The sequence below is a fragment of the Aestuariicoccus sp. MJ-SS9 genome (genome assembly GCF_032586235.1).
Taxonomy (GTDB): domain Bacteria; phylum Pseudomonadota; class Alphaproteobacteria; order Rhodobacterales; family Rhodobacteraceae; genus Aestuariicoccus.
Map to the genome: position 1 here is coordinate 100,143 of NZ_JAWHTD010000003.1, position 25,388 is coordinate 125,530.

25 protein-coding genes are annotated in these 25,388 nt (G+C 65.6%); 15 read left to right on the forward strand and 10 right to left on the reverse strand.

Annotation, left to right across the window (positions count from 1 at the left end; all coding sequences use genetic code 11):
* The first annotated feature begins 34 nt into the window (after positions 1 to 34).
* Complete coding sequence (gene ptsP / locus RXV88_RS03490) at positions 35 to 2,275, forward strand: phosphoenolpyruvate--protein phosphotransferase (RefSeq protein WP_316290709.1); 2,241 nt, start codon at positions 35 to 37, stop codon at positions 2,273 to 2,275.
* A gap of 305 nt (positions 2,276 to 2,580) precedes the next feature.
* On the opposite strand, the gene RXV88_RS03495 is transcribed toward ptsP, so the two are convergent.
* Both RXV88_RS03495 and RXV88_RS03500 read right to left on the reverse strand, forming a co-directional pair.
* Positions 2,581 to 3,333: an EcsC family protein gene (locus RXV88_RS03495; RefSeq protein WP_316290710.1), complete on the reverse strand. Its 753-nt coding sequence runs from the start codon at positions 3,331 to 3,333 to the stop codon at positions 2,581 to 2,583.
* A 45-nt stretch (positions 3,334 to 3,378) separates the two neighbouring features.
* The gene (locus tag RXV88_RS03500; RefSeq protein ID WP_316290711.1) at positions 3,379 to 3,867 is read right to left on the reverse strand and encodes an N-acetyltransferase; all 489 of its coding nucleotides are present in this window, start codon (positions 3,865 to 3,867) and stop codon (positions 3,379 to 3,381) included.
* Positions 3,868 to 3,946: 79 nt separating this feature from the next.
* Here RXV88_RS03500 and RXV88_RS03505 point away from each other — a divergent pair, with 79 nt between their 5' ends.
* The gene (locus RXV88_RS03505) at positions 3,947 to 4,552 is read left to right on the forward strand and encodes a flavin reductase family protein (protein ID WP_316290712.1); all 606 of its coding nucleotides are present in this window, start codon (positions 3,947 to 3,949) and stop codon (positions 4,550 to 4,552) included.
* Between the two features lie 100 nt (positions 4,553 to 4,652).
* Positions 4,653 to 5,294, forward strand: coding sequence for a CatB-related O-acetyltransferase (locus tag RXV88_RS03510; RefSeq protein ID WP_316290713.1), 642 nt, complete (start codon positions 4,653 to 4,655; stop codon positions 5,292 to 5,294).
* Between the two features lie 234 nt (positions 5,295 to 5,528).
* Here the strand turns inward: RXV88_RS03510 and RXV88_RS03515 are convergent, their stop codons facing one another.
* Positions 5,529 to 7,157, reverse strand: a complete 1,629-nt coding sequence (locus tag RXV88_RS03515; RefSeq protein ID WP_316290714.1) for a SulP family inorganic anion transporter — start codon at positions 7,155 to 7,157, stop codon at positions 5,529 to 5,531.
* A 235-nt stretch (positions 7,158 to 7,392) separates the two neighbouring features.
* Between RXV88_RS03515 and RXV88_RS03520 the strand changes: the two genes are divergently transcribed.
* Genes RXV88_RS03520 through RXV88_RS03530 form a run of 3 tightly spaced genes read left to right on the forward strand, consistent with a single transcriptional unit; the run spans position 7,393 to position 9,421 of the window.
* On the forward strand, positions 7,393 to 8,268 hold the full coding sequence (locus RXV88_RS03520) for an S-methyl-5'-thioadenosine phosphorylase (RefSeq protein ID WP_316290715.1): 876 nt from the start codon (positions 7,393 to 7,395) through the stop codon (positions 8,266 to 8,268).
* Positions 8,265 to 8,894, forward strand: coding sequence for a LysE family translocator (locus RXV88_RS03525; protein ID WP_316290716.1), 630 nt, complete (start codon positions 8,265 to 8,267; stop codon positions 8,892 to 8,894). The genes RXV88_RS03520 and RXV88_RS03525 overlap by 4 nt, the downstream gene beginning before the upstream one ends.
* Complete coding sequence (locus RXV88_RS03530; RefSeq protein WP_316290717.1) at positions 8,891 to 9,421, forward strand: adenine phosphoribosyltransferase; 531 nt, start codon at positions 8,891 to 8,893, stop codon at positions 9,419 to 9,421. Before RXV88_RS03525 ends, RXV88_RS03530 begins: the two co-directional genes overlap by 4 nt.
* A 57-nt stretch (positions 9,422 to 9,478) precedes the next feature.
* On the opposite strand, the gene RXV88_RS03535 is transcribed toward RXV88_RS03530, so the two are convergent.
* The 7 genes from RXV88_RS03535 to tldD all read right to left on the reverse strand — a co-directional run bounded on the left by RXV88_RS03535 (position 9,479) and on the right by tldD (position 17,626).
* Entirely contained in the window at positions 9,479 to 9,811 is a 333-nt protein-coding gene (locus tag RXV88_RS03535; RefSeq protein WP_316290718.1) for a GYD domain-containing protein, read from the reverse strand.
* Between the two features lie 140 nt (positions 9,812 to 9,951).
* A complete protein-coding gene (locus tag RXV88_RS03540) occupies positions 9,952 to 10,578 on the reverse strand; it encodes a CoA transferase subunit B (protein ID WP_316290719.1) in 627 nt (208 codons plus the stop codon).
* Positions 10,578 to 11,306, reverse strand: coding sequence for a CoA transferase subunit A (locus RXV88_RS03545; protein ID WP_316290720.1), 729 nt, complete (start codon positions 11,304 to 11,306; stop codon positions 10,578 to 10,580). Before RXV88_RS03545 ends, RXV88_RS03540 begins: the two co-directional genes overlap by 1 nt.
* Positions 11,307 to 11,404: 98 nt before the next feature.
* Positions 11,405 to 11,971: a L,D-transpeptidase gene (locus RXV88_RS03550; RefSeq protein ID WP_316290721.1), complete on the reverse strand. Its 567-nt coding sequence runs from the start codon at positions 11,969 to 11,971 to the stop codon at positions 11,405 to 11,407.
* A gap of 125 nt (positions 11,972 to 12,096) precedes the next feature.
* A complete protein-coding gene (topA, locus tag RXV88_RS03555; protein ID WP_316290722.1) occupies positions 12,097 to 14,742 on the reverse strand; it encodes a type I DNA topoisomerase in 2,646 nt (881 codons plus the stop codon).
* A gap of 198 nt (positions 14,743 to 14,940) precedes the next feature.
* Positions 14,941 to 16,107 (reverse strand): DNA-processing protein DprA, encoded by a 1,167-nt coding sequence (dprA, locus tag RXV88_RS03560; RefSeq protein ID WP_410468794.1) that lies wholly within the window; start codon positions 16,105 to 16,107, stop codon positions 14,941 to 14,943.
* A gap of 97 nt (positions 16,108 to 16,204) precedes the next feature.
* Positions 16,205 to 17,626 carry a metalloprotease TldD gene (tldD, locus tag RXV88_RS03565; RefSeq protein ID WP_316290724.1) on the reverse strand — a complete coding sequence of 474 codons (1,422 nt, stop codon included), beginning with the start codon at positions 17,624 to 17,626 and terminating at the stop codon, positions 16,205 to 16,207.
* Between the two features lie 190 nt (positions 17,627 to 17,816).
* On the opposite strand from tldD, the gene coxB reads away from it, so the two are divergent.
* The 9 genes from coxB to RXV88_RS03610 all read left to right on the forward strand — a co-directional run bounded on the left by coxB (position 17,817) and on the right by RXV88_RS03610 (position 25,308).
* Positions 17,817 to 18,695: a cytochrome c oxidase subunit II gene (gene coxB / locus RXV88_RS03570; protein WP_316290725.1), complete on the forward strand. Its 879-nt coding sequence runs from the start codon at positions 17,817 to 17,819 to the stop codon at positions 18,693 to 18,695.
* A 90-nt stretch (positions 18,696 to 18,785) separates the two neighbouring features.
* Complete coding sequence (cyoE, locus tag RXV88_RS03575; RefSeq protein WP_316290726.1) at positions 18,786 to 19,724, forward strand: heme o synthase; 939 nt, start codon at positions 18,786 to 18,788, stop codon at positions 19,722 to 19,724.
* Positions 19,721 to 19,894 carry a hypothetical protein gene (locus tag RXV88_RS03580; protein ID WP_316290727.1) on the forward strand — a complete coding sequence of 58 codons (174 nt, stop codon included), beginning with the start codon at positions 19,721 to 19,723 and terminating at the stop codon, positions 19,892 to 19,894. Before cyoE ends, RXV88_RS03580 begins: the two co-directional genes overlap by 4 nt.
* Positions 19,884 to 20,465 (forward strand): cytochrome c oxidase assembly protein, encoded by a 582-nt coding sequence (locus RXV88_RS03585; RefSeq protein ID WP_316290728.1) that lies wholly within the window; start codon positions 19,884 to 19,886, stop codon positions 20,463 to 20,465. The genes RXV88_RS03580 and RXV88_RS03585 overlap by 11 nt, the downstream gene beginning before the upstream one ends.
* 20 nt (positions 20,466 to 20,485) lie before the next feature.
* A complete protein-coding gene (locus tag RXV88_RS03590; RefSeq protein WP_316290729.1) occupies positions 20,486 to 21,286 on the forward strand; it encodes a cytochrome c oxidase subunit 3 in 801 nt (266 codons plus the stop codon).
* 107 nt (positions 21,287 to 21,393) lie between these two features.
* A complete protein-coding gene (locus tag RXV88_RS03595; protein ID WP_316290730.1) occupies positions 21,394 to 22,077 on the forward strand; it encodes an SURF1 family protein in 684 nt (227 codons plus the stop codon).
* Positions 22,077 to 23,465 carry a threonine synthase gene (thrC, locus tag RXV88_RS03600; RefSeq protein ID WP_316290731.1) on the forward strand — a complete coding sequence of 463 codons (1,389 nt, stop codon included), beginning with the start codon at positions 22,077 to 22,079 and terminating at the stop codon, positions 23,463 to 23,465. Before RXV88_RS03595 ends, thrC begins: the two co-directional genes overlap by 1 nt.
* On the forward strand, positions 23,462 to 24,724 hold the full coding sequence (locus RXV88_RS03605) for a pitrilysin family protein (RefSeq protein WP_316290732.1): 1,263 nt from the start codon (positions 23,462 to 23,464) through the stop codon (positions 24,722 to 24,724). The genes thrC and RXV88_RS03605 overlap by 4 nt, the downstream gene beginning before the upstream one ends.
* Positions 24,724 to 25,308, forward strand: coding sequence for a GNAT family protein (locus RXV88_RS03610; protein ID WP_316290733.1), 585 nt, complete (start codon positions 24,724 to 24,726; stop codon positions 25,306 to 25,308). The genes RXV88_RS03605 and RXV88_RS03610 overlap by 1 nt, the downstream gene beginning before the upstream one ends.
* Positions 25,309 to 25,388 lie beyond the last annotated feature (80 nt).

The following is a 25,388-nucleotide window of genomic DNA, read 5'->3' on the forward strand; positions in this document are numbered from 1 at the left end:
GACGCGCCCTGGCCTGACGAAGCAGGAAGGGCGAATGTCGGATCGTGCGGAAAGCGAAAGCCGCAAGCTGCTTGGGCGGCTGCGCGACACCATGGCCGAAGAGGCCGCGGGTCAGGAGCGGCTTGACAAAATCACGCATCTGACCGCGGATTCGATGGGCACCGAGGTGTGCTCGATCTATCTCTTCCGCGACGAAAACACGCTCGAGCTTTGCGCGACGCAGGGGCTCAACCCCGATGCCGTGCACGAAACGCGGATGAAGCTGGGCGAGGGTCTGGTGGGCCGCGTGGCGCGCAGCGGCAAGGTGATCAACACCGCCGACGCCCCGTCAGAGGCCGGGTTCCGCTACATGCCGGAAACCGGCGAAGAGGTGTTTTCCAGTTTCCTCGGCGTGCCGATCCAGCGGCTGGGCGAAAAGCTGGGCGTGCTGGTCGTGCAGTCGCGCGAGGCGCGCGAATTCACCGCCGACGAGGTCTATGCCATCGAGGTCGTGGCGATGGTTCTGGCCGAAATGGCCGAACTGGGCGCCTTTGTCGGCGAGGGCGCCGCGCTCACCCGGCGGCACACCCAGCCCGTTCTTCTGCGCGGCACCACCGGGCAGGAAGGCACAGCCGAGGGCCATGTCTGGCTGCACGAGCCGCGCGTTGTGGTGACCAACCTCGTCGCCGACGACCCCGCGCGTGAACGCGAACGGCTGCAACAGGCGGTCGAAACCCTGCGGGTGAGCGTCGACGAATTGCTCGCCGGGGCCAGCGGCGACGCGGATCAGGTGCAGGTTCTCGAGGCCTACCGCATGTTCGCCAATTCCAAAGGCTGGATGCGCCGGATGGAAGAGGACATCGCCCGCGGCCTCTCGGCCGAGGCGGCGGTCGAAAAGGAACAGAGCGCCGCGCGCGCCCGGATGAGCCAGGTCACCGACGCCTATCTGCGCGAACGCCTGCAGGATCTGGACGACCTGTCGAACCGGCTGTTGCGCATCCTGACCGGTCAGGGCAATGCGACCGGGTCGGAAATGCCCGCCGATCCGATCCTCGTGGCGCGCAACATCGGCCCGGGCGAACTGCTGGAATACGGGCGCAAGCTGCGCGGCATCGTGCTCGAGGAAGGATCGGTCGGCAGCCATGCGGCGATCGTGGCGCGGGCGCTGGCCATTCCGCTGGTCATTCACGCCCCGCGCGTCACCAACGAGGCGCTGAACGGCGATCACATCATGGTGGACGGCGATCAGGGCATCGCGCATCTGCGCCCCGACGACACCGTCGTCACCGCCTTCCGCGACAAGATCGCGATGCAGGAAAAGGCGCTCGAGCGTTACGCCTCGATCCGCGACCGGCCCGCAATGTCGGCCTGCGGCACGCGGGTCACGCTGCTGATGAACGCCGGTCTGATGGCCGATCTGCCCTCTCTCGAAGGCTCGGGCGCCGAAGGCGTTGGGCTTTTCCGGACCGAGCTGCAGTTTCTGGTGCGCAACCAGATGCCGCGCCGCACCGAGCTGGCCGATATCTACGCCCGCGTCATCGACGCGGCCAAGGGCAAGCGGGTGGTCTTTCGCACGCTCGACATCGGGTCGGACAAGGTGCTGCCCTACATGAAGCCCAACGACGAACCCAACCCCGCGCTGGGGTGGCGGGCGATCCGCGTGGGGCTCGACAAGCCGGGTGTCATGCGGATGCAACTGCAGGCGCTGATCCGCGCCGCCAACGGCCAGGCGCTGTCGATCATGTTCCCGTTCATCGCGCAATACGACGAATTCCGCCTCGCCCGGGTCGAGGTCGACAAGGCAATCGCGCGCGAAAAGCGGCTAGGGCACAAGATACCCTCCAAGCTCGAGATCGGCGCCATGCTCGAGACGCCGTCGCTGGCCTATGCCTCGCGCAAGTTCTTCGAAGAGGTCGAATTTCTGTCCATCGGCGGCAACGATCTCAAGCAGTTCTTCTTTGCCGCCGACCGCGAGAATGAGCGCGTCCGGCGGCGCTACGACACGCTGAACGTATCGTTCCTGAGCTTTCTCGAGGGCATCGTTCAGCGCTGCGAAGAAACCGGCACGCCGCTGTCGTTCTGCGGCGAAGACGCGGGCCGTCCGATCGAGGCGCTGTGTCTGGCGGCCATCGGGCTGCGCACGCTGTCCATGCGGCCCGCCTCGATCGGTCCGGTCAAGAGCCTGCTGATCCGCTGCCGGCTCGACGAGGTCCGCGCGGTCATCCACGACGCCCGTGACCGCGGCGAGCAGTCGGTGCGCCCTGCGGTGATGGATTATCTGCAAAACCTGCCCTGAGCGCCCAGACGGAAAACCCGGCCGCAGCGTTTTGTCTGCGACCGGGTCAGCCAGGTTTTCGTGCCTCGCCCACCGCAAATCCCGGCGGCGGGACACATTCCGCACGTTTTGCGCGGGGGCGGCCTGAACCGCCTCATGGGCCCGGGTGTGAGGGGGATCACACCGCCAAAACCGTCCGGCCGGATTTTCCGGCCTGCGCGGTTTCAAGAAATCCCTTGGGGGATAAGCGGCCCACGCGCCGGCGGCTTTACACCGGCCCTTTTGTGATAGTGTGTTAACCCTAACAAAAGGTTACCAATATCCGCTCAATTGCGGGCAGTCACCGTCTGGCGGAATTCGTCGATCAGGGCGGCGTGGGTCCGGCCGCTGCGGTCGGAGAGGTGCAACAGCCCGAAATGCACATGCGCCATCTGCTGGTAATAGCTGGTATAGGCGTAATTCGTCGCGGCCCCCGCCGCCGCGCCGATCAGCGGCACCGTCTGCGTGGCCAGTTTCTGGCCCAGAACAGTGGCCAGGCGCGGCGCGACTCGCGCGATGATGCCATGCACCGTCGCCCCCGTCAGCGTCACCCGCGCCGACAGAAAGCCCAAATCCGCGCCGTCGTCATCCGCCAGCGGCCCGGCAGAGGCGAACACCGTCAGGCAGTGCTTCTGCACCTCCGGATCGCCGGGATCAAAGCCGTATTCCGCCGCGATCCCCTGAATGGCGCGCAACAGCACCGTCGTTGTGACAGGCAGTTCCGCCAGCGCCGTGGGCAGGCCGCCGGCCCCGCCCATCGCACCCATGGCGGTGGCCATGGCGGTGTTCAGCCAGCCCTTCTGGTCCGGGACAACCCCGCGCGATTGCGACGCCGCCCGCATCGCCACCTCAAGCGCGCGTGTCGTCGCCTCTTCAAGCCGCTGCTTGGCCTGATCCGGCAGCCGCTCGAGCAGGTTCTCGGCCTGCGACCCGACGAGGTTGAGCACCTGAATCCCCACGCCGCGCGCCGCCCTGTGCCGCTGGGCAAGCGCCCTGAGTTCCCTGTCGATGTCGACGGGCATCACCTCGGTTCCGGTCATGGACGCGCCTCCGCGCTTATCGGGTTTACTGGGTATTAGATCGGGTCAATCCCGCCATTTATCAACCGTTCCGCGCACGCCGTCCCAGGCCGACGGGGTCAGCGCATGACCAAGCACGCGGTCGGGGTTGGTGGGGGGCGGCATCTTCACACCCGTCAGACGGGCGAATCCGAAACGCCGATAATAGGGCAGATCCCCCACCAGCAGCACCCTCTCCCAGCCCAGATCCGCCGCCCGGGCCAGCGAATCGCGGATCAGCGCCCCGCCCAGCCCTTCGCCCTGCGCGGTCGGGTGCACAGCCACCGGCCCCAGCAAAAGCGCCGGCCACCGGCCGATTCGGATCGGCCAGTAGCGAATCGCGCCGCCCAGGATGCCGCCCTCGTCCCGTGCGATGCGGCACAGCTCGGCCACGGGCGGCACGTCCTCGCGCAGCCGATACGATGACAGCGCCCCCCGCCCCGGCGCAAAGGAGGTATCGAAAAGCGCCTCGACCTCCCACCAATCGTCGGGAGTTTCCTTGGACAGGGTGAACACTGAATACTGCCTCGTGCATTTCGCCGCGAACCGGCGTATCACGGCCCAAGCCCTTGGGCAAATGAAGGAAATGTTCGCAATGTTTTATCGTCCCGAAGACGGCCACGGCCTGCCGCACAACCCGTTCAACGCCATCGTCACCCCCCGCCCCATCGGCTGGATCTCGACACGCGGCGCGGACGGGTCGGAAAACCTGGCCCCCTATTCGTTCTTCAACGCCGTGGCCTATGTGCCACCGCAGGTGATGTTCGCCTCGACCAGCGCCAAGGCCGACCGGGGCGACACCAAGGACAGCGTCGCCAATATCCGCGACACCGGCGTTTTTTGCGTCAACGTCGTCGAATACGCGATGCGCGATGTGATGAACCAGACCTCGGGCGCGTGGGACCGCGAGGTGGACGAATTCGAACTTGCGGGCATCGAACGCGCCGAGTGCGAAACCATCGCCTGTTCGCGCGTAGCCAAGGCGCCGGCCAACCTGGAATGCAAGCTGACGCAGATCGTGCAACTGCCCGGAGAGGCCAATTTCGCCGTCTTCGGCGAGGTCACCGGCGTGCACATGCGCGACGATTGCGTGGTGGACGGTATCTTCGACGTGCTGCGCTTCAACCCGCTCAGCCGCATGGGATACCGCGATTACACGGTCGTGCGCGAGAAATTCAGCCTTAAGCGCCCGGGGGAGTGACAGCGGCGGCATTCCCCGCTATGAACGCGCCGAAACCGATGGAGGGAGCCATGAACAAGCACCTGTAACCACATATCCAATTGTGACCACAGGAGGCCCCATGGCTTATTCTCTGCCGGACGCGGATTGCGTCCATCCCATCACCCTGCCCGACGGATCGGCGCATCCCGGCACGGTGTTTCTTAGAAACGTGATCGACATGCCCAATGTCGAGATCGGGGCATATACCTACGCCTCGGATTTCGATCCGCCGGACGAATATGGCTGGGCCGCGCGGTTGGCGCCCTACCTTTTCGGCTTTTCGCAGGAACGGCTGATCATCGGCAAGTTTTGCCAGATCGCCCACGGCGTGCGCTTCATCGGCGCGTCGGCCAATCACGAAACGCGTGGGCTCAGCACCTTTCCGTTTGCCGTCTTCAACCCCGAGACGATGCTGGGCTACCAGCCCGACACGCGCGACACGGTGATCGGCCACGACGTCTGGCTGGGATACGGCGCCAAGGTCCTGCCCGGCGCGCGGATCGGCAACGGCGTGATCGTCGGGGCCGGGGCGGTGGTGCGCGGGGACATCCCCGACTACGCCATCGTCACCGGCAACCCCGCGCAGGTCGTGCGCATGCGGTTCGCCCCGAAGGTCATCGCCCGGCTGAACGCGCTGGCCTGGTGGGACTGGCCCATCGACCGGATCGTGGCGTCCCGCGCGGCGCTCGAGGCCGGCGACATCGACGCGCTGACCGGGTGACCGACCAGACCTTTGCGCTACAGAGCGCCAGAAGAATGACGGGGCTTTTTCCTCTGTGCGCGCCAGGTTGATCGACCGGGTGGCTGCTGCTTTTGTGCCAAAAGCAGCCTTGCCACTCCCACAAAAAGACGGGGCTTTTCCACCGCCTGCGCAGGTCGATCGACCGGGTGGCTGCTGCTTTTGTGCCAAAAGCAGCCTTGCCACTCCCACAAAAAGACGGGGCTTTTTGTGGGGTCAGTGCCCGCCGATAATGCCGGTGCGGACGCCGTAGTTCACCGCCAGCGCGTAATCGGGGTCGTCGTCGCTGTCGACCATCAGATGGCCCGCCTTGGTCAGCAGTTTGTGGCAGTCGCGGCTGAGGTGGCGGAGCTGGATCTTCTTGCCGGCCTCTTCGTATTTGCCCGCCACGGCCTCGATCGCCTGCAAGGCGGATTGGTCGACGACGCGACTGTCGGCGAAATCCACGATCACCAGCGACGGATCGCTTTCGGCGTCGAAAAGCTCGGCAAAGCCGTCGGCCGAGCCGAAGAAGAGCGGCCCCTGAATCTGGTAGACCTTGGCGCCCTCGGGCGTGGAATAGGTGCGCGCATGAATGCGGCGGGCGTTGTTCCAGGCATAGGCCAGCGCCGACACGATCACGCCGACGACCACCGCCACGGCGAGGTCCTCCATCACCGTGACCACAGTGACCAGCACGATCACGAAGGCGTCGGTCAGCGGCACCTTGGCCAGGATCTTGAGCGAATTCCACGCAAAGGTCCCGATCACCACCATGAACATCACCCCCACCAGCGCGGCCAGCGGGATAAGCTCGATCAGCGGCGCGGCGAAGAGGATGAAGGACAGCAGAAAGAGCGCCGCCGCGATGCCCGCGACCCGCGTCCGGCCGCCCGATTTCACGTTGATCATCGACTGGCCGATCATCGCGCAGCCACCCATGCCGCCGAAGAAGCCGGTCACGGTGTTGGCGGCGCCCTGCGCGATGCATTCCTGCGACGCGCCGCCGCGCTGGCCGGTCATCTCGCCCACGAGGTTCAGGGTCAGCAGGCTCTCGATCAGGCCGATGGCCGCGAGGATCACCGCGTAGGGCAGAATGATCTCGAACGTCTCGAGCGTCAGCGGCACCATCGGGATGTGGAACGCCGGCAGGCCGCCCTCGATCGAGGCCAGGTCGCCCACCCGCGGCACATCCAGCCCCAGGCCGATCACGATGGCCGCGACGATGGCGATGCCCGCCAGCGGTGCGGGAATCGCCTTGGTCAGGCGCGGCAAGAGCCAGATGATCGCCATGGTCAGCGCCACAAGCCCAAGCATAATGTAAAGCCGCAGGCCCGACAGCCATTCGCCGCCGCCCATGCCGTGCCCGGTCGCTTCCATCGTGCCGGGCACCTTGAATTGCGACATCTGCGCCAGGAAGATCACGATGGCCAGCCCGTTGACGAAGCCCAGCATCACCGGGTGCGGCACCAGCCGGATGAACTTGCCCCATTGCAGGACCCCGGCCATGATCTGAAAGAGCCCCATCAGCACCACCGTGGCGAAGAGGTATTCGACCCCGTGCTGCGCCACCAGCGCCACCATGACCACCGCCAGCGCGCCCGTCGCGCCCGAGATCATGCCCGGCCGCCCGCCGATAAGCGCGGTGATCAGCCCGACGATGAACGCAGCATAAAGCCCGACCAGCGGATGCACCCCGGCCACGAAGGCGAAGGCCACCGCCTCTGGCACCAGCGCAAGCGCGACGGTCAGACCGGACAGCAATTCGATCCGCAGACGCGCCGGCGTCAGCTTTTCCGTCGGCGCGAGGCTGAGATCGGGCAAATCGATACGTTTGGCGAAACTCGCCAGAAGGGCGCGGGCCATGGGTCGTCCAATATATTGTTCTGTTCGCTGTGCCGCGGCGGATAGAGCAACGCGACCGGAAAGGCCACCCCGCGGGGCGAGATGCCGGCTTGATCTAACGACATAGCAAGATTGCCCACAAAATCACGGTATTCTTGGGTATACCTTTGCGCGCATGATGTTTTGGCGGCTCCGCGCTTGCCATGGTTGGGGCGGGGCGGCACTGTGCCCGCGGAATTTGTGTGGAGTGAATGGCATGACAGAGACGGTGATCGGCGTAATCGGCGGATCGGGGATTTACGACATCGACGGGCTGGACGGGGCCGAGTGGGTTGCGGTCGACACGCCCTGGGGCGCGCCGTCGGACCGGATCCTGACGGGCACGCTGGAGGGGGTGAAGATGGCCTTCCTGCCGCGCCACGGCCGCGGCCATGTGCATTCGCCCACCACCGTACCCTACCGCGCCAATATCGACGCGCTGAAGCGGCTGGGTGTGACGGATGTGATCAGCGTCTCGGCCTGCGGGTCGTTCCGCGAGGAAATGGCCCCGGGCGATTTCGTCATCGTGGATCAGTTCATCGACCGGACCTTTGCGCGGGAAAAGTCTTTCTTTGGAACCGGTTGTGTGGCGCATGTGTCGGTGGCCCATCCCACCTGCCCGCGCCTCGGGGCGGCCTGTTTCGACGCCGCGACGGACGCGGGGATCACGGTGCACCGGGGGGGCACCTATCTGGCGATGGAGGGCCCGCAATTCTCGACCCTGGCGGAATCCAGGATGTACCGTGAGCAGTGGGGCGCGGATGTGATTGGCATGACCAACATGCCCGAGGCCAAGCTCGCCCGCGAGGCAGAGCTTTGCTATGCCTCGGTCGCCATGGTCACCGATTACGACAGCTGGCACCCGCATCATGGCGAGGTGGATGTGAGCGAGATCATCAAGGTGCTGATGGGCAACGCCGAGAAGGGGCGCAGCCTCGTCGGGCGCTTGCCCGCCCTTCTCGGCGCGGACCGGGCGCCCTGTCCGCACGGCTGCGACCGAGCGCTGGAATATGCCATCCTGACCGCGCCCGACGCGCGCGACCCCGCGCTGTTGGCCAAGCTGGACGCGGTGGCCGGGAGGGTGCTGGGATGAGTTTCGAGATCTGGCTGGCCTTTGCCGCCGCATCGGCCGCGCTGCTGGCGCTTCCGGGGCCGACGCTGTTCTTGGTGCTGAGCTACGCGCTGACCCAGGGGCGGCGCGTGGCGGTGGCCTCGGCCCTCGGCGTGGCGACCGGCGATCTGATCGCGATGACCGCATCGGTGATCGGGCTGGGGGCGGTGTTCCTGACCTCGGCGCTGGCCTTTACCGTGCTCAAATGGCTGGGCGCGGCCTATCTGCTGTACCTCGGGATCCGGATGCTGCGCAGCCGTGGCGCGGCCGCACCGCTGCTGGACCGGCCCGCAGGCGAGACACCCGGCAAGGTGTTCCGCGATCTAGTGACGGTGACCGCGCTGAACCCGAAGTCGAACACGTTCTTTATCGCCTTCGTGCCGCAGTTCATCACGCCCGGCGCGCCCTTTGCCCCGCAGGCCGCCATCCTGATCGCGACGTTCGTCGGACTGGCCGCCATCAACGCGCTGATCTTTGCACTGGTCGCCAACGGGATGCGCGGGCGCATCACACGCCCCGCCGTGCAGACCTGGCTGACCCGGGCGGGCGGGGCGACGCTGATCGCCATGGCCGCTGCAACCGCCACACTCAAAAGGGCCCCGACATGAAAGAGGTCAAGGACTACATCCGCACGATCGTCGATTTCCCCCACGAGGGGATCATGTTCCGCGACGTGACCACGCTTTTCGCCGATCCGCGCGGCTTTCGCATGGCGATCGACCAGTTGCTGCACCCCTATGCCGGTGTGCGCTTTGACAAGGTCGTGGGGCTGGAGGCGCGCGGCTTTATCCTCGGCGGGGCGGTGGCGCATCAGCTGAGCGCCGGTTTCGTGCCGATCCGCAAGAAGGGCAAACTGCCCGGCACGGTGATTTCCGAGGAATACACGCTGGAATACGGCGAGGCGGTGGTCGAGATCCACGACGACGCCATAACCGCCGGCGAACGCGTTCTGCTGGTCGACGATTTGCTGGCCACGGGCGGCACCGCCGAGGCCGGGATCAAGCTGATCGAGCGTCTGGGCGGCGAGATCATCGGCTGCGCTTTCATCGTCGATCTGCCCGACCTGGGCGGCCGCAAAAAGCTCGAGGCGATGGGGATGGACGTGCACGCGCTTTGCGCGTTCGACGGGCTGTAATCCTTGGAAAATCGGGCGGCGCATCGCACCGCCCAACTTGGTCAAATTGAGCGCCGCTTATCCGGTCGCGGCGGTGTAGCTGGCGCGCAGACTTTGCGCCTTTTGCATCGCTCCCATGGCTTCGGACGAGGTCATCAGATGCGTGGTCGCCATGCAGCCGAATGCCCCCGAGGCCCCGAGCGTCAGCAGGCAAGAGGCCATCGTCTGGTCATCAGGCGCGTCGACGATGCACAGGACGTCTTCGCGCCCGAAGCAGAAGTAGAACGCCAGCATCTTGATCCCGGCCGCGTCGAACAGTTTCTTCGCGCTTGCCTCGCGGTCCTGCGGTGTTTCGACCATGGCGTTGATGGCGTTGGCCGTATACCGGCCCTGCAACATGTAATGTGGCATGAAAAATCCCCCGAAAAGCTGTTGTGAAAAAGGTCCGATATCTGGATCGGACTCAGATTTCTTAACATAAATCGAGGAGAATTTGGGAAATACTTGTCAGGGGACCGGCGGCCCGGCTGCCCGGGCCGCCCCTGTTCGGATCAGTCTACGATGGTCGCCTCGGTCGCGGCGCGCATTTCTTCCTCGGTCACGCCGTCGGCCAACTGGACGATCCTGAGCCCGCCCTCGACCACGTCGAGCACGCCGAGGTTGGTGATGATGCGGTCGACCACGCCCGCGCCGGTCAGCGGCAGGGTGCAGGATTTCAGCACCTTGGACTGGCCGTGCTTGTTGGTGTGGTCCATCACCACGATCACACGGCCGACGCCAGCCACCAGATCCATCGCGCCGCCCATGCCCTTGACCAGCTTGCCGGGGATCATCCAGTTCGCCAGATCGCCGTTTTCAGCCACCTCCATCGCGCCCAGGATCGCCGCTGCGATCTTGCCGCCACGGATCATGCCAAAGGACATGGCGCTGTCGAAATACGAGGTCCGCGCCAGTTCGGTAATGGTCTGCTTGCCTGCGTTGATGAGGTCGGGGTCCTCTTCACCCTCGTAAGGGAACGGCCCCATGCCCAGCATACCGTTTTCGGATTGCAGCGTGATGTCCTTGTCGCCGACGTAATTGGCCACCAGCGTCGGGATGCCGATCCCGAGGTTCACATACATGCCGTCTTCAAGCTCTTCCGCCGCGCGTGCGGCCATCTGATTGCGATCCCAGGGCATCAGGCTTCCTCCTGCTTGCGCGTCGCCCCATCGGGGCGTGGGCGCGTTGTGCGCTGTTCGATCCGTTTCTCGTGCTCACCTTCGACCAGGCGGTGCACGTAGATGCCGGGCAGATGGATCATGTCGGGGTCGAGCGAGCCGCGCGGCACGATCTCTTCGACCTCGGCGACGCAGACCTTGCCGCACATCGCCGCCGGCGGATTGAAGTTGCGCGAGGTCTTGCGGAACACCAGGTTGCCGGTGTCATCGGCCTTCCAGGCCTTGACGATGGCGAGGTCGGCGAAAATCCCGCGTTCGAGGATATAGGTCTCGCCGTCGAAATCCTTGTGCTCCTTGCCCTCGGCGATCACGGTGCCGACGCCGGTCTTGGTATAAAAGCCCGGGATGCCCGCGCCGCCGGCGCGCATGCGCTCGGCCAGCGTGCCCTGCGGATTGAATTCAAGCTCAAGCTCGCCGCTGAGGTACTGGCGCATGAATTCGGCGTTTTCACCGACATAGGACGACATCATCTTCTTGACCTGCTTGCTTTCCAGCAGCAGCCCAAGCCCGAAGCCGTCGACGCCCGCGTTGTTCGAGGCCACGGTCAGATCCTTGGTGCCCGCATCGCGGATCGCCTGGATCAGCAATTCGGGGATGCCGCACAGGCCGAAGCCGCCCGATGCGATCAGCATTCCGTCGAACAGAAGGCCATCCAGTGCCTCTGCCGCGGTCCCGTAGACTTTTTTCATGGGCCCTTCCCCTCGTCATTCCGAATGCCCGGTTTGTGGCCGCTGACCCGTCCGGTGTCAACGTTCCGCACCTGCAAAAGGACGATGGGGCGCTCTGTTCAGATCATCCGGACTTGCGTGCCGATGGGCGTCAGCGCGAACAGCTCTTCGATCTTTTCGTTGTAAAGCCCGATGCAGCCATCCGACGACGGCCGCCCGATCTTGCGCGTGTCGTGGGTTCCGTGGATCAGGTAGGCGGGCCAGTCAAGATACATGGCGTGGGTGCCCAGCGGGTTGTCGGGCCCGGGGCCGATGGGTTTCCAGTCGGGGAAGCGTTCCAGCTGCGACGGCGTCGGGGTCCAGGACGGACCGACCTTCTTGCGCACCACGCGGGTATAGCCGCGGCGGGTCAGTTCGTCGGTCTTGGGCACCGAGGTGGGATAGACCCGGTAATCCTGGCCGTCACCGGACCAGAAATGCAGCGCGCGCGATGCGGTGTCGCAAACGATCGCTCCGGCGCCCAGGGTGTCGAAATGATCGCGCCAGTCCTGCGCGACAAAGCTCGATGTGTTGCGGGTCACGCGCTCGGACGTGCGCGGGGTTTCCTGTGCCCGGGCGCTGGCGGGAAGGATCAGTGTCGCGGCGGCGCCTGCCAGCAGGTGCCTGCGGGATACATTCTGTGTCATGTGGCTTGCTCGATTTTCCGACGTATTTCGGTGCTATTTGCCCGATCGCGCGGGAAAACCCTAATCAAATCGCCGCGACCGGACCGGGCGATGCGGAAAATCGCCGAGTTCCGGACGCGACCCGATCATTTCTTGGGCGCGGCCTTCTTTGCGGTCTTCTTGGCAGGCGCTTTCTTCTTGGCGCCGCCTTTCTTCGATTGCTTGGCCGCGATCAGTTCGAGCGCCATGTCGATATTGACGTCCTCGGGCTCGGTGCCCTTGGGCAAGGTCGCGTTGACCTTTTCCCATTTGACATAAGGCCCATAGCGCCCGTCCATCACGGCAATCGGACCGCCTTCCGGGTGTTCGCCCAGCTCTTTCAACGGCTTGGCCGCCGCGCGCCCGCGTCCGCCCGGATTGGCGCGCTTTTCCGCCAAAAGCTCGACCGCGCGGTTCATGCCGATCTCGAACACATCCGTCGGGTCCTTGAGATTGGCATAGACCGGCTTGGCCTCGTCCGGCAGCTGGTGCATCAGGTAAGGGCCGAACCGGCCGAAGTTCGACTTGATCACGCCACCGTCGGGATGCATCCCGATCTCGCGCGGCAGCGACAGCAGCGTCAGCGCCTTTTCCAGCGTCATCTCATCGGCCAGCCAGCCCTTGGGCAGGCTGGCGCGATCCGGTTTCTTGTTGTCCTCGGTCACCTCGCCGCGCTGCACGTATGGCCCGAACCGACCGGAGCGGAGCGAGATTTCCTCGCCGTTCTCATCGACGCCCAGCACTCGGTCGCCAGCCTCGGCCGCCTCGCCGCCGATAGGGCGGGTGTAGCGGCATTCGGGATAGCGCCCGCAGCCGACGAACCCGCCCGACCGCGAGGTCTTCAGATGCAGACGCCCCTCGCCGCAAAGCGGGCAGATCCGCGGGTCGCTGCCGTCCTCGCGCGGCGGATAGAGCTGCGGCGCCAGCGCGTCGTCGAGAACGTCCAGCACCTCGGTGATCCGCAGTTCCGAGGTTTCCGCGATGGCCGCGTTGAAATCGCGCCAGAAGCGGCTGAGCAGGTCCTTGTAATCCTTCTGACCCGCGCTGACATCGTCCAGCTCGTCCTCAAGCGCGGCGGTGAAATCGTATTCCACGTAGCGTTTGAAGAAATTCAGAAGGAAGATCGTCACGATCCGCCCCTTGTCCTCGGGGAAAAGACGGTTCTTTTCCTTGCGGACGTATTCGCGGTCCTGGATCGTGCCGATCACGCTGGCGTAGGTCGATGGGCGGCCGATCCCCAGCTCTTCCATCTTCTTGACCAGCGTCGCCTCGGTGTAGCGCGGCGGCGGCTGGGTAAAGCTTTGGGTGGCCAGAACCGCGTCGTTGGCCGACAGAACGGCCTGACCGTTCTTGCGCATGCCGTCGCCCTGGCCGCCGCCCTCACCCGACTTGACGAACTGGTCGCGCAGACCCGCCTTTCCGAAGTTGGCCGGTTCGCCCTGCATGATCTGCGGCAGGCGCTTGTCGTCATCCTCGACCGGTTCGTCGCGCCCTTCTTCGTAGACCTTCAGGAACCCGTCGAAGAGCACCACCTGACCGGTCGCGCGCAGGCCCACCTGACCGTCGTCGCTGCCGATCTCGACCGTGGTGCGTTCCAGCCGCGCGGCCTCCATCTGGCAGGCCAGCGTGCGCTTCCAGATCAGATCGTAGAGCTTGCGCTGGTCTGCATCCTTGAGCCGCAGCTTTTCCGCATCCGCCGTCATGTCGGTGGGGCGGATGCATTCGTGCGCTTCCTGGGCGTTCTTGGCTTTATTCTTGTAAATCCGGGGCTTGCCCGGCACGTATTTGTCGCCATAGCGGTCGGCGATGGCGGCGCGGGCCTGCTCCACCGCCTCGGGGGCCATGTCGATCCCGTCGGTCCGCATATAGGTGATGTGCCCGGCCTCGTAGAGCCGCTGGGCGGTGCTCATGCACATCTTGGCGCCCATGCCGAACTTGCGGCTGGCCTCTTGCTGCAGGGTCGAGGTCATGAAGGGGGCCGAGGGGTTGCGGCTGGTGGGCTTGGCCTCGACGCTGGTGACCTTGAGCGCGCGGCTGGTGACCGCCTGCACGGCCATCTCGGCCTGGGTTTCGTTTTCAAGATCGTAGCGGTCGAGCTTTTTTCCCGCGAGCAAGGTCAGCCGCGCCTCGTATTCCTGGCCGCGCGGGGTGCAGAGCAGCGCTTTGACCTGCCAGTATTCGCGCGGCTTGAAGGCCTCGATCTCCATCTCGCGCTCGACGATCAGGCGCAGGCAGACCGACTGGACCCGCCCGGCGCTGCGCGCGCCGGGCAGCTTGCGCCAGAGCACCGGCGACAGGTTGAAGCCGACCAGATAATCGAGCGCGCGGCGCGCCAGATAGGCCTCGACCAGCGGCGCGTCGATCTCACGCGGGTTGCGCATCGCCTCGGTCACGGCGTCCTTGGTGATCGCGTTGAAGGTCACGCGGCTGACCGCGGTGTCCTTCTTGATCGAGCGCCGTTTGGTCAGCGCCTCTTTCAGGTGCCAGCTGATCGCCTCGCCCTCGCGGTCGGGGTCGGTGGCGAGGATCAGGGCGTTGTCGGATTTCAGCGCCTGGGCGATCGCGGCGACATGCTTGCGCGAGTCGTTGGCGACCTCCCATTTCATGTCGAAATCGTGTTCGGGGTCGACCGAGCCATCCTTCGGCGGCAGGTCGCGCACATGGCCGTAAGACGCCAGAACCGTGTAGTTGGGCCCGAGATACTTGTTGATTGTCTTGGCTTTAGCCGGGGATTCGACAACGACGACGGGCATGAATCGGCAACCTCATTTCAGCAATGCATCAGGGCCTGCGCGGGCCGCGTATGGCCGGGCAGGATGTGGGGTGCAAGGGGGAATTGTCAATCGAGGCGCTGTGAAAGGCCGTGGCGGCGGGTCGGTCTTGCCCGATTTCCGGCGCGGATCCGGAGGCCGGCGGAGGCATGGATTTCCCTTTGGCGCCCTGCTCCGGGGTTACACCGCCAGTGACAAAAGCCCGCCCGGGCGGCGCTCGATCCGGCCGTCGAGCTCCAGATCGGTGAGCACGGGCGCGACCCGCGCGGTCGGCGCGCCGAGATCGCGGATCAGCTGATCCTCCGCCATCGGCGAGGGGCCGAGGCGCGACAGGATCAGGCTGTGCAGCTCGGCGGTTTCGCGCAGGCTGCGCTGCGGGGGCTGGGCGTCTGCGGGCGCGGTTGCGGCAACCGACAGGTCGAGTTCCGGCTGGGTGGCCATCTGCGGCGGCGCCTCGGGGAGGTCGTCGATCACATCCTCGGCGCTGCGCACCAGAAGCGCGCCATCGCGAATCAGGATGTTGCAGCCGCTGGCGCGCGCATCCATCGGGTGGCCGGGCACCGCCAGCACCTCACGCCCCTGATCCAACGCGCATCGCGCGGTGATCAGCGATCCGGATTTCGCCGCCGCCTCGACAATCACCACGGCCTGGGAAAGCCCCGAGATGATCCTGTTGCGCATCGGGAAATGCCGCGCCTGCGGTTGCAGCCCCATCATCTGCTCGCTGATCCGCACACCGCCCTTGGCGACGATGTCGTCGGCCAGCCGGGCGTTTTCGGCCGGGTAAAGCACGTCCACACCACCGGCCAGCACGGCGACGGTTCCGGTGTCGAGGCTGGCGGCATGGGCCGCCGCGTCGATCCCGCGCGCCAGACCCGAAACCACGACATAGCCTTTCTCGGCCAGCCCGCCCGCCAGGAACCGCGCCATGCGCGTGCCCAGCGACGACGCGTTCCGCGCGCCGACCAGCGCCACCATGGGCCGGGTCAGAGCGGCCTGGTTGCCCAGCGCCCAGAATAGCGGCGGCGCGTCGGCAATATCGGCAAGCCGCGCGGGATAAGCCGTCTCGCCACGGCAGACGAGACGCGCACCGGCAAGGCGCGCCGCCCTTACCTCGGCCAGCACGACGGCTTCGGGGCAGACGGCGTAATCGGTCACACCGGCGGCGGCGGCCACGTCCGGCAGCGCATCAAGCGCCGCGCGAGCGCTGCCGTGTTCGTCCAGCAGCCGGTAGAATGTCGTCGCGCCAACCCGGCGCGAGCGCAAGAGACGGAGCCAGCACAGTCGATCGTCTTCCGTGGTGGGTGGGAGTGGGGGGTGAGTGGAAGAAGTGGTGTAGCCGGTCATCCTGACCCCGTCTCGTTGCAGAATCAGGTATAGCGCGCGGTTGGTTAAGCCGCCGTAAAGATCGCAGATCAAACCGCGAACATCTGCAAAACCGGCCTTAGGCCTGTGCCCCGCCCACGGTCAATCCGCCAATCATCACAGTGGGTTGCCCCACCCCGACCGGCACCCATTGCCCCTGCTTGCCGCAATTTCCCATGCCCGGGTCCAGCGCCATGTCGTTGCCCAGAGCGCGAATCTGCTGCAGCGCCGTGGCGCCGTCGCCGATCAGCGTGGCCCCCTTGACCGGCGCGCCAACCTTGCCGTCCTTGACCCGGTAGGCCTCGGTGCAGGAAAAGACGAACTTGCCGTTGGTGATGTCGACCTGCCCGCCGCCGAAGCCCACGGCCCAGATGCCGTCCTTCAGATCGGCCACGATGTCCTGAGGATCGGCGTCACCGCCCAGCATGTAGGTGTTGGTCATCCGCGGCATGGGAATATGCGCATAGCTTTCGCGCCGCCCGTTGCCGGTGGGTTCCACCCCCATCAGCCGGGCGTTCTGCCGGTCCTGCATGTAACCCACCAGCACGCCGTCCTCGATCAGCACGTTCTTGCCCGAGGGCGTGCCCTCGTCATCCACGGTGATCGAGCCGCGCCGGTCGGGAATGGTGCCGTCGTCCAGAACGGTCACGCCGGGCGCGGCCACGCGTTGGCCCATGAGCCCGGCAAAGGCCGAGCTGCCCTTGCGGTTGAAATCGCCCTCCAGCCCGTGACCGATGGCCTCGTGCAGCAGGATGCCCGGCCAGCCGGGCCCCAGCACGATGTCCATGACGCCGGCCGGGGCCGGTTCGGCGCGCAGGTTGACCAGCGCGATGCGCAACGCCTCGCGCGCCTTCGACTGCCAGTCCTGCGGATCGAGCAAACCATCGAGCGTCACCCGCCCGCCGCCGCCCGCCGTGCCGGATTCGCGGCGTCCTTCCTCTTCGACGATGACGCTGACATTGACCCGGGTCATGGGGCGTACATCGGTGACCAGAGTGCCCTCGGGGCGCAGAATCGCCACCTCTTGCAATGACGCGGCAATGGTCGCGGTCACCTGCACGACGCGCGGGTCGAGATCGCGGGCGAAGGCGTCGATCTCGCGCAGGGTCTCGACCTTCACAGGGAAGGCCTGCCCGGCGATGGGATCGGCATCGGTGTAGAGCTTGCGATTCGTGCCGGTCGGCGCATCGGCCAGCGTGCCGCCGCCCTCGCCCACCGCCAGCCGCGCGGTTTCGGCGGCACGGCGAATCGCCTGCTCGCTGATATCGGTGGAATGGGCGTACCCGGCCACGTCATCACGCACCGCACGCAGGCCGAATCCCTCGGCGGCATCATAGCTGGCGGTCTTGACGCGGCCGTCGTCAAAGACCAGAACCTCGCCCCGCCGCCGTTCAAGGAACAATTCGCCGTCGTCGGCACCGGCAACGGCATCGCGCAGCACTTTCAGTGCGCGGTCGCGGTCCAGATGGGTGTCGAAAGGGCGAAACGCGGAGTCGGTCATGAGGAATCCTCGGGCTTGGTTGTGATCACAAGCGGAAAAAGCGCCGTTTTGCCGCAAGCATGTTCCTTTATCTGTCGATCAGAATATGGTTTTAAGCGTCGACAACTCAATGGGGGGACGCAAAGCGCCGGCGCCGTGCGCTTATCCGCTGCCACCCGGCGACAGACCACGCAACCGACCAAGGTGACACATGCGACTGAATTCGATGATGACCGGCCTCATGGCCAGCCTTCTTGCCACCCCGACGCTGGCGCAGGAGGGTCTCGAGATCGTGGGCAGGCCGAGCGACGCCGGAACCGGCTTTCAGCCGGCGGCAACGGAACTGGCGCGCGAGCTGCAATGGCTGGACGGCATGGTTCTGGTGATCATCACCGCCATCGTTCTGTTCGTGACCGCGCTGCTGATCTACTGCATCGTGCGGTTCAACGAGCGCGCCAACCCCAAGGCGGCAAGCTTTACCCACAACACCCCGATCGAGATCGCCTGGACGGTGGTGCCCATCGTGATCCTGGTCTTTATCGGCGCGTTCTCGCTGCCGGTGCTGTTCAACCAGCAGGAAATTCCCGAAGGCGACGTGACGATCAAGGTGACAGGCTATCAGTGGTACTGGGGCTATGAATACGTCGGCGAGGACCTGGTCTATGACAGCTACATGATCGGCTCGCCCTTCACCGGCGGCGACAACAGCCTGACCCCTGAGGTGCGCGAGCAACTGGTCGAGGCGGGCTACAGCGAAGAAGAATTCTTGCTGGCGACCGACACGTCGGTCGTGGTGCCCGTCGGCAAGACCGTGGTCATGCAGGTCACCGGCGGCGACGTGATCCACAGCTGGACGATCCCGGCCTTCGGCGTCAAGCAGGACGGCGTTCCCGGTCGCCTGGCCGAGTTGTGGTTCAACGCGGACCGGGAGGGCGTGTATTTCGGCCAGTGTTCGGAGCTTTGCGGGCAGGCGCATGCCTACATGCCGATCACGGTCAAAGTGGTCAGCGAAGAGGCATACGAGGCGTGGCTGGCCGCGTCGAAGGAAGCGGGCGAATACACCGACGTCCGCCAGGTCCTGACCAACTGAGCTAACGAGCGGTGCGCAATGAATGCGCACCCTACTACCCCGGCCACGTAGGGTGCGCATTCATTGCGCACCGCCCCGACGAGGACAAAGATGAGCGACGCAAGCATCAACGGCGCGGCAACGCAGACGCAAGAGGCGGAATTCGGCGATTACTTCGCCCTGCTCAAGCCGCGCGTGATGTCGCTTGTGGTGTTTACGGCGCTGGTCGGGCTGCTGGCCGCCCCGGTGTCCGTGCATCCTTTCGTCGGGTTCTGCGCCATCCTCTTCATCGCGGTCGGCGGCGGCGCATCGGGCGCGCTGAACATGTGGTGGGACGCGGATATCGACGCGGTGATGAAGCGCACCGCCCGGCGGCCCATCCCCGCCGGCAAGGTCACCGGGGACGAGGCGCTGGCCATCGGGCTTGCGCTTTCGGGTTTCTCGGTCGTCTTCCTCGGCCTCGCGTCGAACTGGTTCGCGGCCGGGCTGCTGGCCTTCACCATCTTCTTTTACGTCGTCATCTACACCATGTGGCTCAAGCGCTGGACGCCGCAGAACATCGTGATCGGCGGCGCGGCGGGCGCCTTCCCTCCGATGATCGGCTGGGCCGTCGCCACCGGCGGCGTCAGCATCGAATCGGTGCTTATGTTCTGTCTGACATTCATGTGGACCCCACCGCATTTCTGGGCGCTCGCGCTTTTCATGCGCAAGGATTACGACAATGCCGACGTGCCCATGCTGACGGTCACCCACGGGCGGCGCGTCACGCGGGTACACATCCTCGCCTACACCGTCCTGCTGGCCGTTCTGGCCATCGGCGCGGGTTTCACCTCGATCGGCGGTCCGGTCTATCTGGCGGTGGCCCTGGTGCTGAACGCGCTCTTCCTCAAGGGCGCCTGGGACATCTTCCGCCGTGACGAGGACATGTCCGAAGAGGACAACTTCCTTGTCGAGCGCAAGTTCTTCAAACTCTCGCTGCTCTATCTCTTCGCCCATTTCGGCGCGATCCTGATCGAGGCCGGTCTGGACCGCATCGGGGGTCTGGCATGAGCTTTGGCCGCGAACACGAGCTTCACAAGCGCCGGTTCGGCCGCAACCTTGGACTGGGCCTGGTGTTGGTGGCGTTCATCGCCATCATCTTCGGCCTCACGGTCGTCAAGGTGACGCGGGGCGATTACGATCCGGCAATCGCAGGAGGACAGGTCAGCAATGGCAATTGAGGGAAAGAACAAGACCGTGGTTCAGACCGTCGGCGTCGTTCTCTTCATGGGGGCGATGGCGTGGGCCTCGGTTCCGCTTTACGACTGGTTCTGCCGTGTGACCGGCTATGGCGGCGCGACCGGCGTTGCCGAGGCGGCCGGGGACCGGATCCTCGACAAGACCATCAAGATCAAGTTCGACGCCTCGCTCGAACGCGGCATGCCGTGGGAATTCAAGCCCGTCGAACACGAGATCGAGCTGCGCATCGGCGAAGAGGGGCTGGCCTTCTACGAGGCCTATAACCCGACCGACAAACCCATCGCAGGCTCTGCCAGCTACAACGTCGCGCCCTTCAGCGCCGGCGCTTATTTCAACAAGATCGCCTGCTTCTGTTTCGAGGAACAGGTGCTGATGCCCGGTGAACGCGTGCAGATGCCGGTCAGCTTCTTCGTCGACCCCGAGATCGTCGAGGATTCGGACGCCAAATACGCCAAGCATATCACGCTGTCCTACACCTTTTACGAAATCGACCTGCCCGAGGACGTGCAGGCCGCCTTGACCCCGCAAACAGACGGCACGTCTGTCAACTAACGACCAACGAGGGATTCGACATGGCACATGCCAAGAACCATGACTACCACATTCTAAACCCCTCCATCTGGCCCCTGCTGGGCGCGGCGGCCGGCTTTACCATGCTGTTCGGCGCCGTCCTGTGGATGCACGACAGCGGCCCCTGGGTGTTCCTGATCGGCCTTGTGGGTGTGCTTTATACCATGTTCGGCTGGTGGGCCGACGTCGTCGCGGAAAGCCAGGTGGGCGATCACACGCCTGTGGTGCGGATCGGCCTGAAGTACGGCTTCATCCTCTTCATCATGTCCGAGGTGATGTTCTTCTTCGCCTGGTTCTGGTCGTTCTTCAAACACGCCATGTACCCCATGGGCCCGCTGAGCCCCGCGGTCGACGGCGTCTGGCCGCCCGTGGGGATCGAGACCTTCGACCCCTGGCACCTGCCGCTGATCAACACGCTGATCCTGCTCTGCTCGGGCGCGGCCGCGACCTGGGCGCACCATGCGCTGGTGCATGAGAACAACCGCGAGGACATGAAGAACGGCCTGATCCTGGCGATCGTGCTGGGTGTGCTCTTCACCATGCTGCAGGCCTATGAATACAGCCACGCGGCCTTTGGTTTCTCAGGCAACATCTATGGCGCCAACTTCTACATGGCCACGGGCTTTCACGGCGCGCATGTGATCATCGGGACGATCTTCCTCTTCATCTGCCTGCTGCGCCTGATGAAGGGCCATTTCACGCCGGAAAAGCACATCGGCTTCGAGGCCGCCGCTTGGTACTGGCACTTCGTCGACGTGGTTTGGCTGTTCCTCTTCGCCGCTGTCTACGTTTGGGGCGGCTGAGCCTGCGGCGGGTTGCAGCGCCCTGCCAAAGGCGGTTTGAACCCCGCCTTGGATCGGTCTAAGAGAGGCGCGCCCCCGGCGCGCCTTTTCCTTGTAACGGAGCCTTCGTGAAACGCCCCATCGCCACCCTTCTGCTGGGCCTCATCGGTGCCGGTATCCTGCTGTCTCTGGGCGTCTGGCAGATGCAGCGTCTGGCGTGGAAAGAAGGCATCCTGGACGAGATCGAAAGCACCATCGCGGGTCCAGCCCAGCCGCTGCCGCAGGTCGTGTCGCCGGACGAGCAGCGCTACCAGCCGTTGGCGCTGAGCGGCACCATCGAGGAGGGCGAGCTGCACGTGCTGGTGTCGGTCAAGCGCGTGGGCGCGGGTTACCGGGTGATCGCACCTTTCCAGACCAATGACGGGCGGCGGGTGCTGCTGGACCGGGGTTTTGTGCCCGTGGCCAAAAAGGGCACCCCGCGCCGGACCGGCCCGGCGGAGGTGACCGGCAACCTGCACTGGCCCGACGACCGCAATTCCTCGACCCCAGAAAACGACGTGGCGGGCAACACCTGGTTCGCCCGCGACATCGGGCCGATGTCCGAGGCGCTGCAGACCGAACCCCTGCTGGTGATCGCGCGCGAGGTTACCCCTGCCGATCCCGGCCTCACCCCCCTGCCCGTCGACACCAGCGGCATTCCCAACGATCACTTGCAATATGCCGTCACCTGGTTCTCTCTGGCGGCGATCTGGCTGGCGATGACGGCGACACTCATCTGGCGGCAACGCCGCGATACGAAAGGCGGACGCTGATGCGTTACATCTCGACCCGGGGGCAGGCCCCGGCGCTGACATTCGAAGAGGCGATGCTGTCCGGGCTCGCGCGCGATGGCGGGCTTTACGTGCCCGAGACCATCCCGCAGATGAGCGACGCCGACATCCGCGCGCTGCATGGCCTGCCCTATGAAGAGGTGGCCTTTCGCGTGATGCGGCCTTTCGTCGGCGACGGCTTCACCGACGAGGTCTTTGCCGACCTGATCGCCAAGGCCTATGCCGGGTTCGGCCACAACGCCCGCGCGCCGCTGGTGCAGCTGGCCCCCGGGCATTTCCTGCTCGAGCTCTTCCACGGCCCGACGCTGGCCTTCAAGGACTTCGCGATGCAGCTGATCGGCCAGCTGTTCGAAGAAGCGATGACGCGGCGCGGCGAGCGGGTGACTATCGTGGGCGCCACCAGCGGCGACACCGGGTCGGCCGCGATCGAGGCGTTCCGGGGTCTGGATGCGGTAGACGTCTTCATCCTCTACCCGCATGGCCGTGTGTCCGAGGTGCAGCGCCGCCAGATGACCACGCCGGTGGAAAGCAACGTGCACGCGCTGGCGCTGCACGGGCATTTCGACGATTGCCAGGCGCGGCTGAAGGACATGTTCAACCATTTCGAGTTCCGCGACAGCGTCCGGCTGGCGGGTGTGAACAGCATCAACTGGGCGCGGGTGCTGGCGCAGGTGGTCTATTTCTTTTCCTCGGCCGTGTCGTTGGGTGCGCCGGAGCGCAAGGTCAGCTTTACGGTGCCCACCGGCAATTTCGGCGACATTTTCGCGGGCTACATCGCCAAACGCATGGGGCTGCCCATTGACCGGCTGGTGGTCGCCACCAACCAGAACGACATTCTGCACCGGTGCCTCTCATCGGGCGCTTACGAAACGGATGAGGTCGTCCCGTCGATCAGCCCGAGCATGGACATCCAGGTCAGCTCGAACTTCGAACGCGCCCTCTTCGACGCTTACGACCGCGATGGCGCCGCCGTGGCCCAGCTGATGGACGAGCTCAAGCAGGGCGGGTTCCGCGTCAGCCAGGGCGCGCTTCAGGCGCTGCGCGAGCATTTCGACAGCGGCCGCGTCAGCGAAGACGAGACCATGGCCACCATCGCCGAGGCCAACCGCAGCATGGGCGAATTGCTCTGCCCGCATTCGGCCATCGGGGTCCGCGTCGCCGAGGCCGGGCGCGATCCCGCCGTGCCGATGATCACGCTGGCGACCGCGCATCCCGCGAAATTCCCCGATGCGGTGGAAGAGGCCAGCGGCATCCGTCCGCCGCTTCCCCAGCGCATGGCCGATCTTTACGACCGCGCCGAGCGCGTGACCGAGGTCGAGAACGACCTTGCCGCGCTAGAGGCCCTTATTCAGGAGCGTATCGCCCAGTGAGTGTTCAGCTAGCCACCCTGTCCAACGGCTTTCGCATCGTCACCGAACATATGCCCGGGCTGCAATCGACCGCGCTGGGTATCTGGGTCACGGCGGGCGGCCGCCACGAACGGCCCGAGCAGAACGGCATCGCGCATTTCCTCGAACACATGGCGTTCAAGGGCACGGCCACGCGCAGCGCGCTGCAGATCGCCGAGGCGATTGAGGATGTGGGCGGCTATATCAACGCCTATACCAGCCGCGAGGTGACGGCCTATTACGCGCGGGTGCTGGAGGCCGATACGGGCCTGGCGCTCGACGTGATCTCGGACATTCTGCTGAACCCCGTGTTCGACGCCTCGGAAATCGAGGTCGAGCGCGGCGTGATCCTGCAGGAGATCGGACAGGCGCATGACACGCCCGACGACGTGATCTTCGACTGGCTGCAGGCCGAGGCCTATCCCGGCCAGGCCATGGGCCGCACCATCCTGGGCGAGACGGCGAACATCCGGCGCTTCGGGCGCGAGGACCTGGCGGGTTTCGTGACCGAGCATTACGGGCCGGACCAGATGATCCTGTCGGCGGCAGGCGCGGTCGACCACGACACGCTTGTGCGCGCGGCAGAGAAACTGTTCGGCGGCCTGCCAGCGCGCAAAGCCGCGCCGGCGGACCCGGCCAGCTTTGCCGGAGGCGAGGCGCGCCACGACAAGGCGCTGGAACAGGCGCATCTGGCGCTGGCCTTTGAATCCTCGGGCTACCGCGATCCGCAATTCTATACCGCGCAGGTCTATGCCATCGCGCTGGGGGGCGGCATGTCGAGCCGCCTGTTCCAGGAAATCCGCGAGAAGCGAGGGCTGTGCTATACGATCTTCGCCCAGAACGGGGCCTATGCCGATACCGGCATGACCACGATCTACGCCGGCACCAGCGGTGACCAGATCGGCGCGCTGGCCGATCTGACCATCGACGAGATGAAGCGCGCCGCCGAGGACATGAGCCCCGAAGAGGTCGCCCGCGCCCGCGCGCAGATGAAGGCGGGCCTGCTGATGGGTCTGGAGAGTCCGGCCAGCCGGGCCGAGCGCATCGCGCGGATGGTGCAGATCTGGGGCAAGGTGCCCGAGTTGTCGGAAACCGTGGCACGCATCGACAGTGTAACCACCGGCGACGTGCGCGCGCTGGCCGAAACGCTGGCCGAGAAGGCCCCGGCGGCCATGGCGCTTTACGGCCCGGTGTCGGACGCGCCGACGCTGGCGCAAGTGCAGGCGCGACGGGCCGCCTGATGCTGGCCCTGCGGCGAAAATTCCGCATCGAGACCGAGCGCATGACCCTGCGCCCGCCGCAGCACGGCGATTTCAACAGCTGGACCGCTCTGCGGCAGGACAGCGAGGATTTCCTCACCCCGTGGGAGCCCAACTGGGCCGACGATCACCTGTCGCGGCGCGCCTTTACCAACCGGGTCTATTGGGCCAGCCGGTCGATCTCGAACGGGACGGCGGTTCCGGTGTTCCTGATCCGCCGCAGCGACCAGACGCTGCTGGGGGCGATCACGCTGGACAACATCCGCCGCGGCCCCGCGCAATGCGGGACGCTGGGCTACTGGATCGGCCAGCCCTTCGCCCGGCAGGGCTATATGGGCGAGGCGATCCGCGCGATGGTGCATCACGCCTTCGAGCGGCAGGATCTGAGCCGGATCGAGGCCGCCTGTCTGCCCGAGAACGTGGCGTCGCGCGGGCTGCTGGAGCGGTCGGGGTTCAAGTACGAGGGTGTGGCGCAGAGCTATCTGCAGATCAACGGGCGCTGGCGGACGCATGTGCTTTATGCGGCGCTGCGCGCGGACCGGCGCGGGCGCACCCAAATCGGTTAGACTTTCGGCAAATGTCGGGCGGCGCCGCTCCTCCGCCCTTGCGGGCGTCCTCGCTTGCTCTACCCTTCTGAGCACAGGAG

Coding starts and splice junctions, on each gene's coding strand:
- ptsP (WP_316290709.1), top strand. CDS start 35: ATGTCGGATCGTGCGGAAAGCGAAAGCCGCAAGCTGCTTGGGCGGCTG.
- RXV88_RS03495 (WP_316290710.1), bottom strand. CDS start 3,333: ATGACCGGAACCGAGGTGATGCCCGTCGACATCGACAGGGAACTCAGG.
- RXV88_RS03505 (WP_316290712.1), top strand. CDS start 3,947: ATGTTTTATCGTCCCGAAGACGGCCACGGCCTGCCGCACAACCCGTTC.
- RXV88_RS03510 (WP_316290713.1), top strand. CDS start 4,653: ATGGCTTATTCTCTGCCGGACGCGGATTGCGTCCATCCCATCACCCTG.
- RXV88_RS03515 (WP_316290714.1), bottom strand. CDS start 7,157: ATGGCCCGCGCCCTTCTGGCGAGTTTCGCCAAACGTATCGATTTGCCC.
- RXV88_RS03520 (WP_316290715.1), top strand. CDS start 7,393: ATGACAGAGACGGTGATCGGCGTAATCGGCGGATCGGGGATTTACGAC.
- RXV88_RS03525 (WP_316290716.1), top strand. CDS start 8,265: ATGAGTTTCGAGATCTGGCTGGCCTTTGCCGCCGCATCGGCCGCGCTG.
- RXV88_RS03530 (WP_316290717.1), top strand. CDS start 8,891: ATGAAAGAGGTCAAGGACTACATCCGCACGATCGTCGATTTCCCCCAC.
- RXV88_RS03535 (WP_316290718.1), bottom strand. CDS start 9,811: ATGCCACATTACATGTTGCAGGGCCGGTATACGGCCAACGCCATCAAC.
- RXV88_RS03540 (WP_316290719.1), bottom strand. CDS start 10,578: ATGCCCTGGGATCGCAATCAGATGGCCGCACGCGCGGCGGAAGAGCTT.
- RXV88_RS03545 (WP_316290720.1), bottom strand. CDS start 11,306: ATGAAAAAAGTCTACGGGACCGCGGCAGAGGCACTGGATGGCCTTCTG.
- RXV88_RS03550 (WP_316290721.1), bottom strand. CDS start 11,971: ATGACACAGAATGTATCCCGCAGGCACCTGCTGGCAGGCGCCGCCGCG.
- topA (WP_316290722.1), bottom strand. CDS start 14,742: ATGCCCGTCGTCGTTGTCGAATCCCCGGCTAAAGCCAAGACAATCAAC.
- dprA (WP_410468794.1), bottom strand. CDS start 16,107: ATGACCGGCTACACCACTTCTTCCACTCACCCCCCACTCCCACCCACC.
- tldD (WP_316290724.1), bottom strand. CDS start 17,626: ATGACCGACTCCGCGTTTCGCCCTTTCGACACCCATCTGGACCGCGAC.
- coxB (WP_316290725.1), top strand. CDS start 17,817: ATGCGACTGAATTCGATGATGACCGGCCTCATGGCCAGCCTTCTTGCC.
- cyoE (WP_316290726.1), top strand. CDS start 18,786: ATGAGCGACGCAAGCATCAACGGCGCGGCAACGCAGACGCAAGAGGCG.
- RXV88_RS03580 (WP_316290727.1), top strand. CDS start 19,721: ATGAGCTTTGGCCGCGAACACGAGCTTCACAAGCGCCGGTTCGGCCGC.
- RXV88_RS03585 (WP_316290728.1), top strand. CDS start 19,884: ATGGCAATTGAGGGAAAGAACAAGACCGTGGTTCAGACCGTCGGCGTC.
- RXV88_RS03590 (WP_316290729.1), top strand. CDS start 20,486: ATGGCACATGCCAAGAACCATGACTACCACATTCTAAACCCCTCCATC.
- thrC (WP_316290731.1), top strand. CDS start 22,077: ATGCGTTACATCTCGACCCGGGGGCAGGCCCCGGCGCTGACATTCGAA.
- RXV88_RS03610 (WP_316290733.1), top strand. CDS start 24,724: ATGCTGGCCCTGCGGCGAAAATTCCGCATCGAGACCGAGCGCATGACC.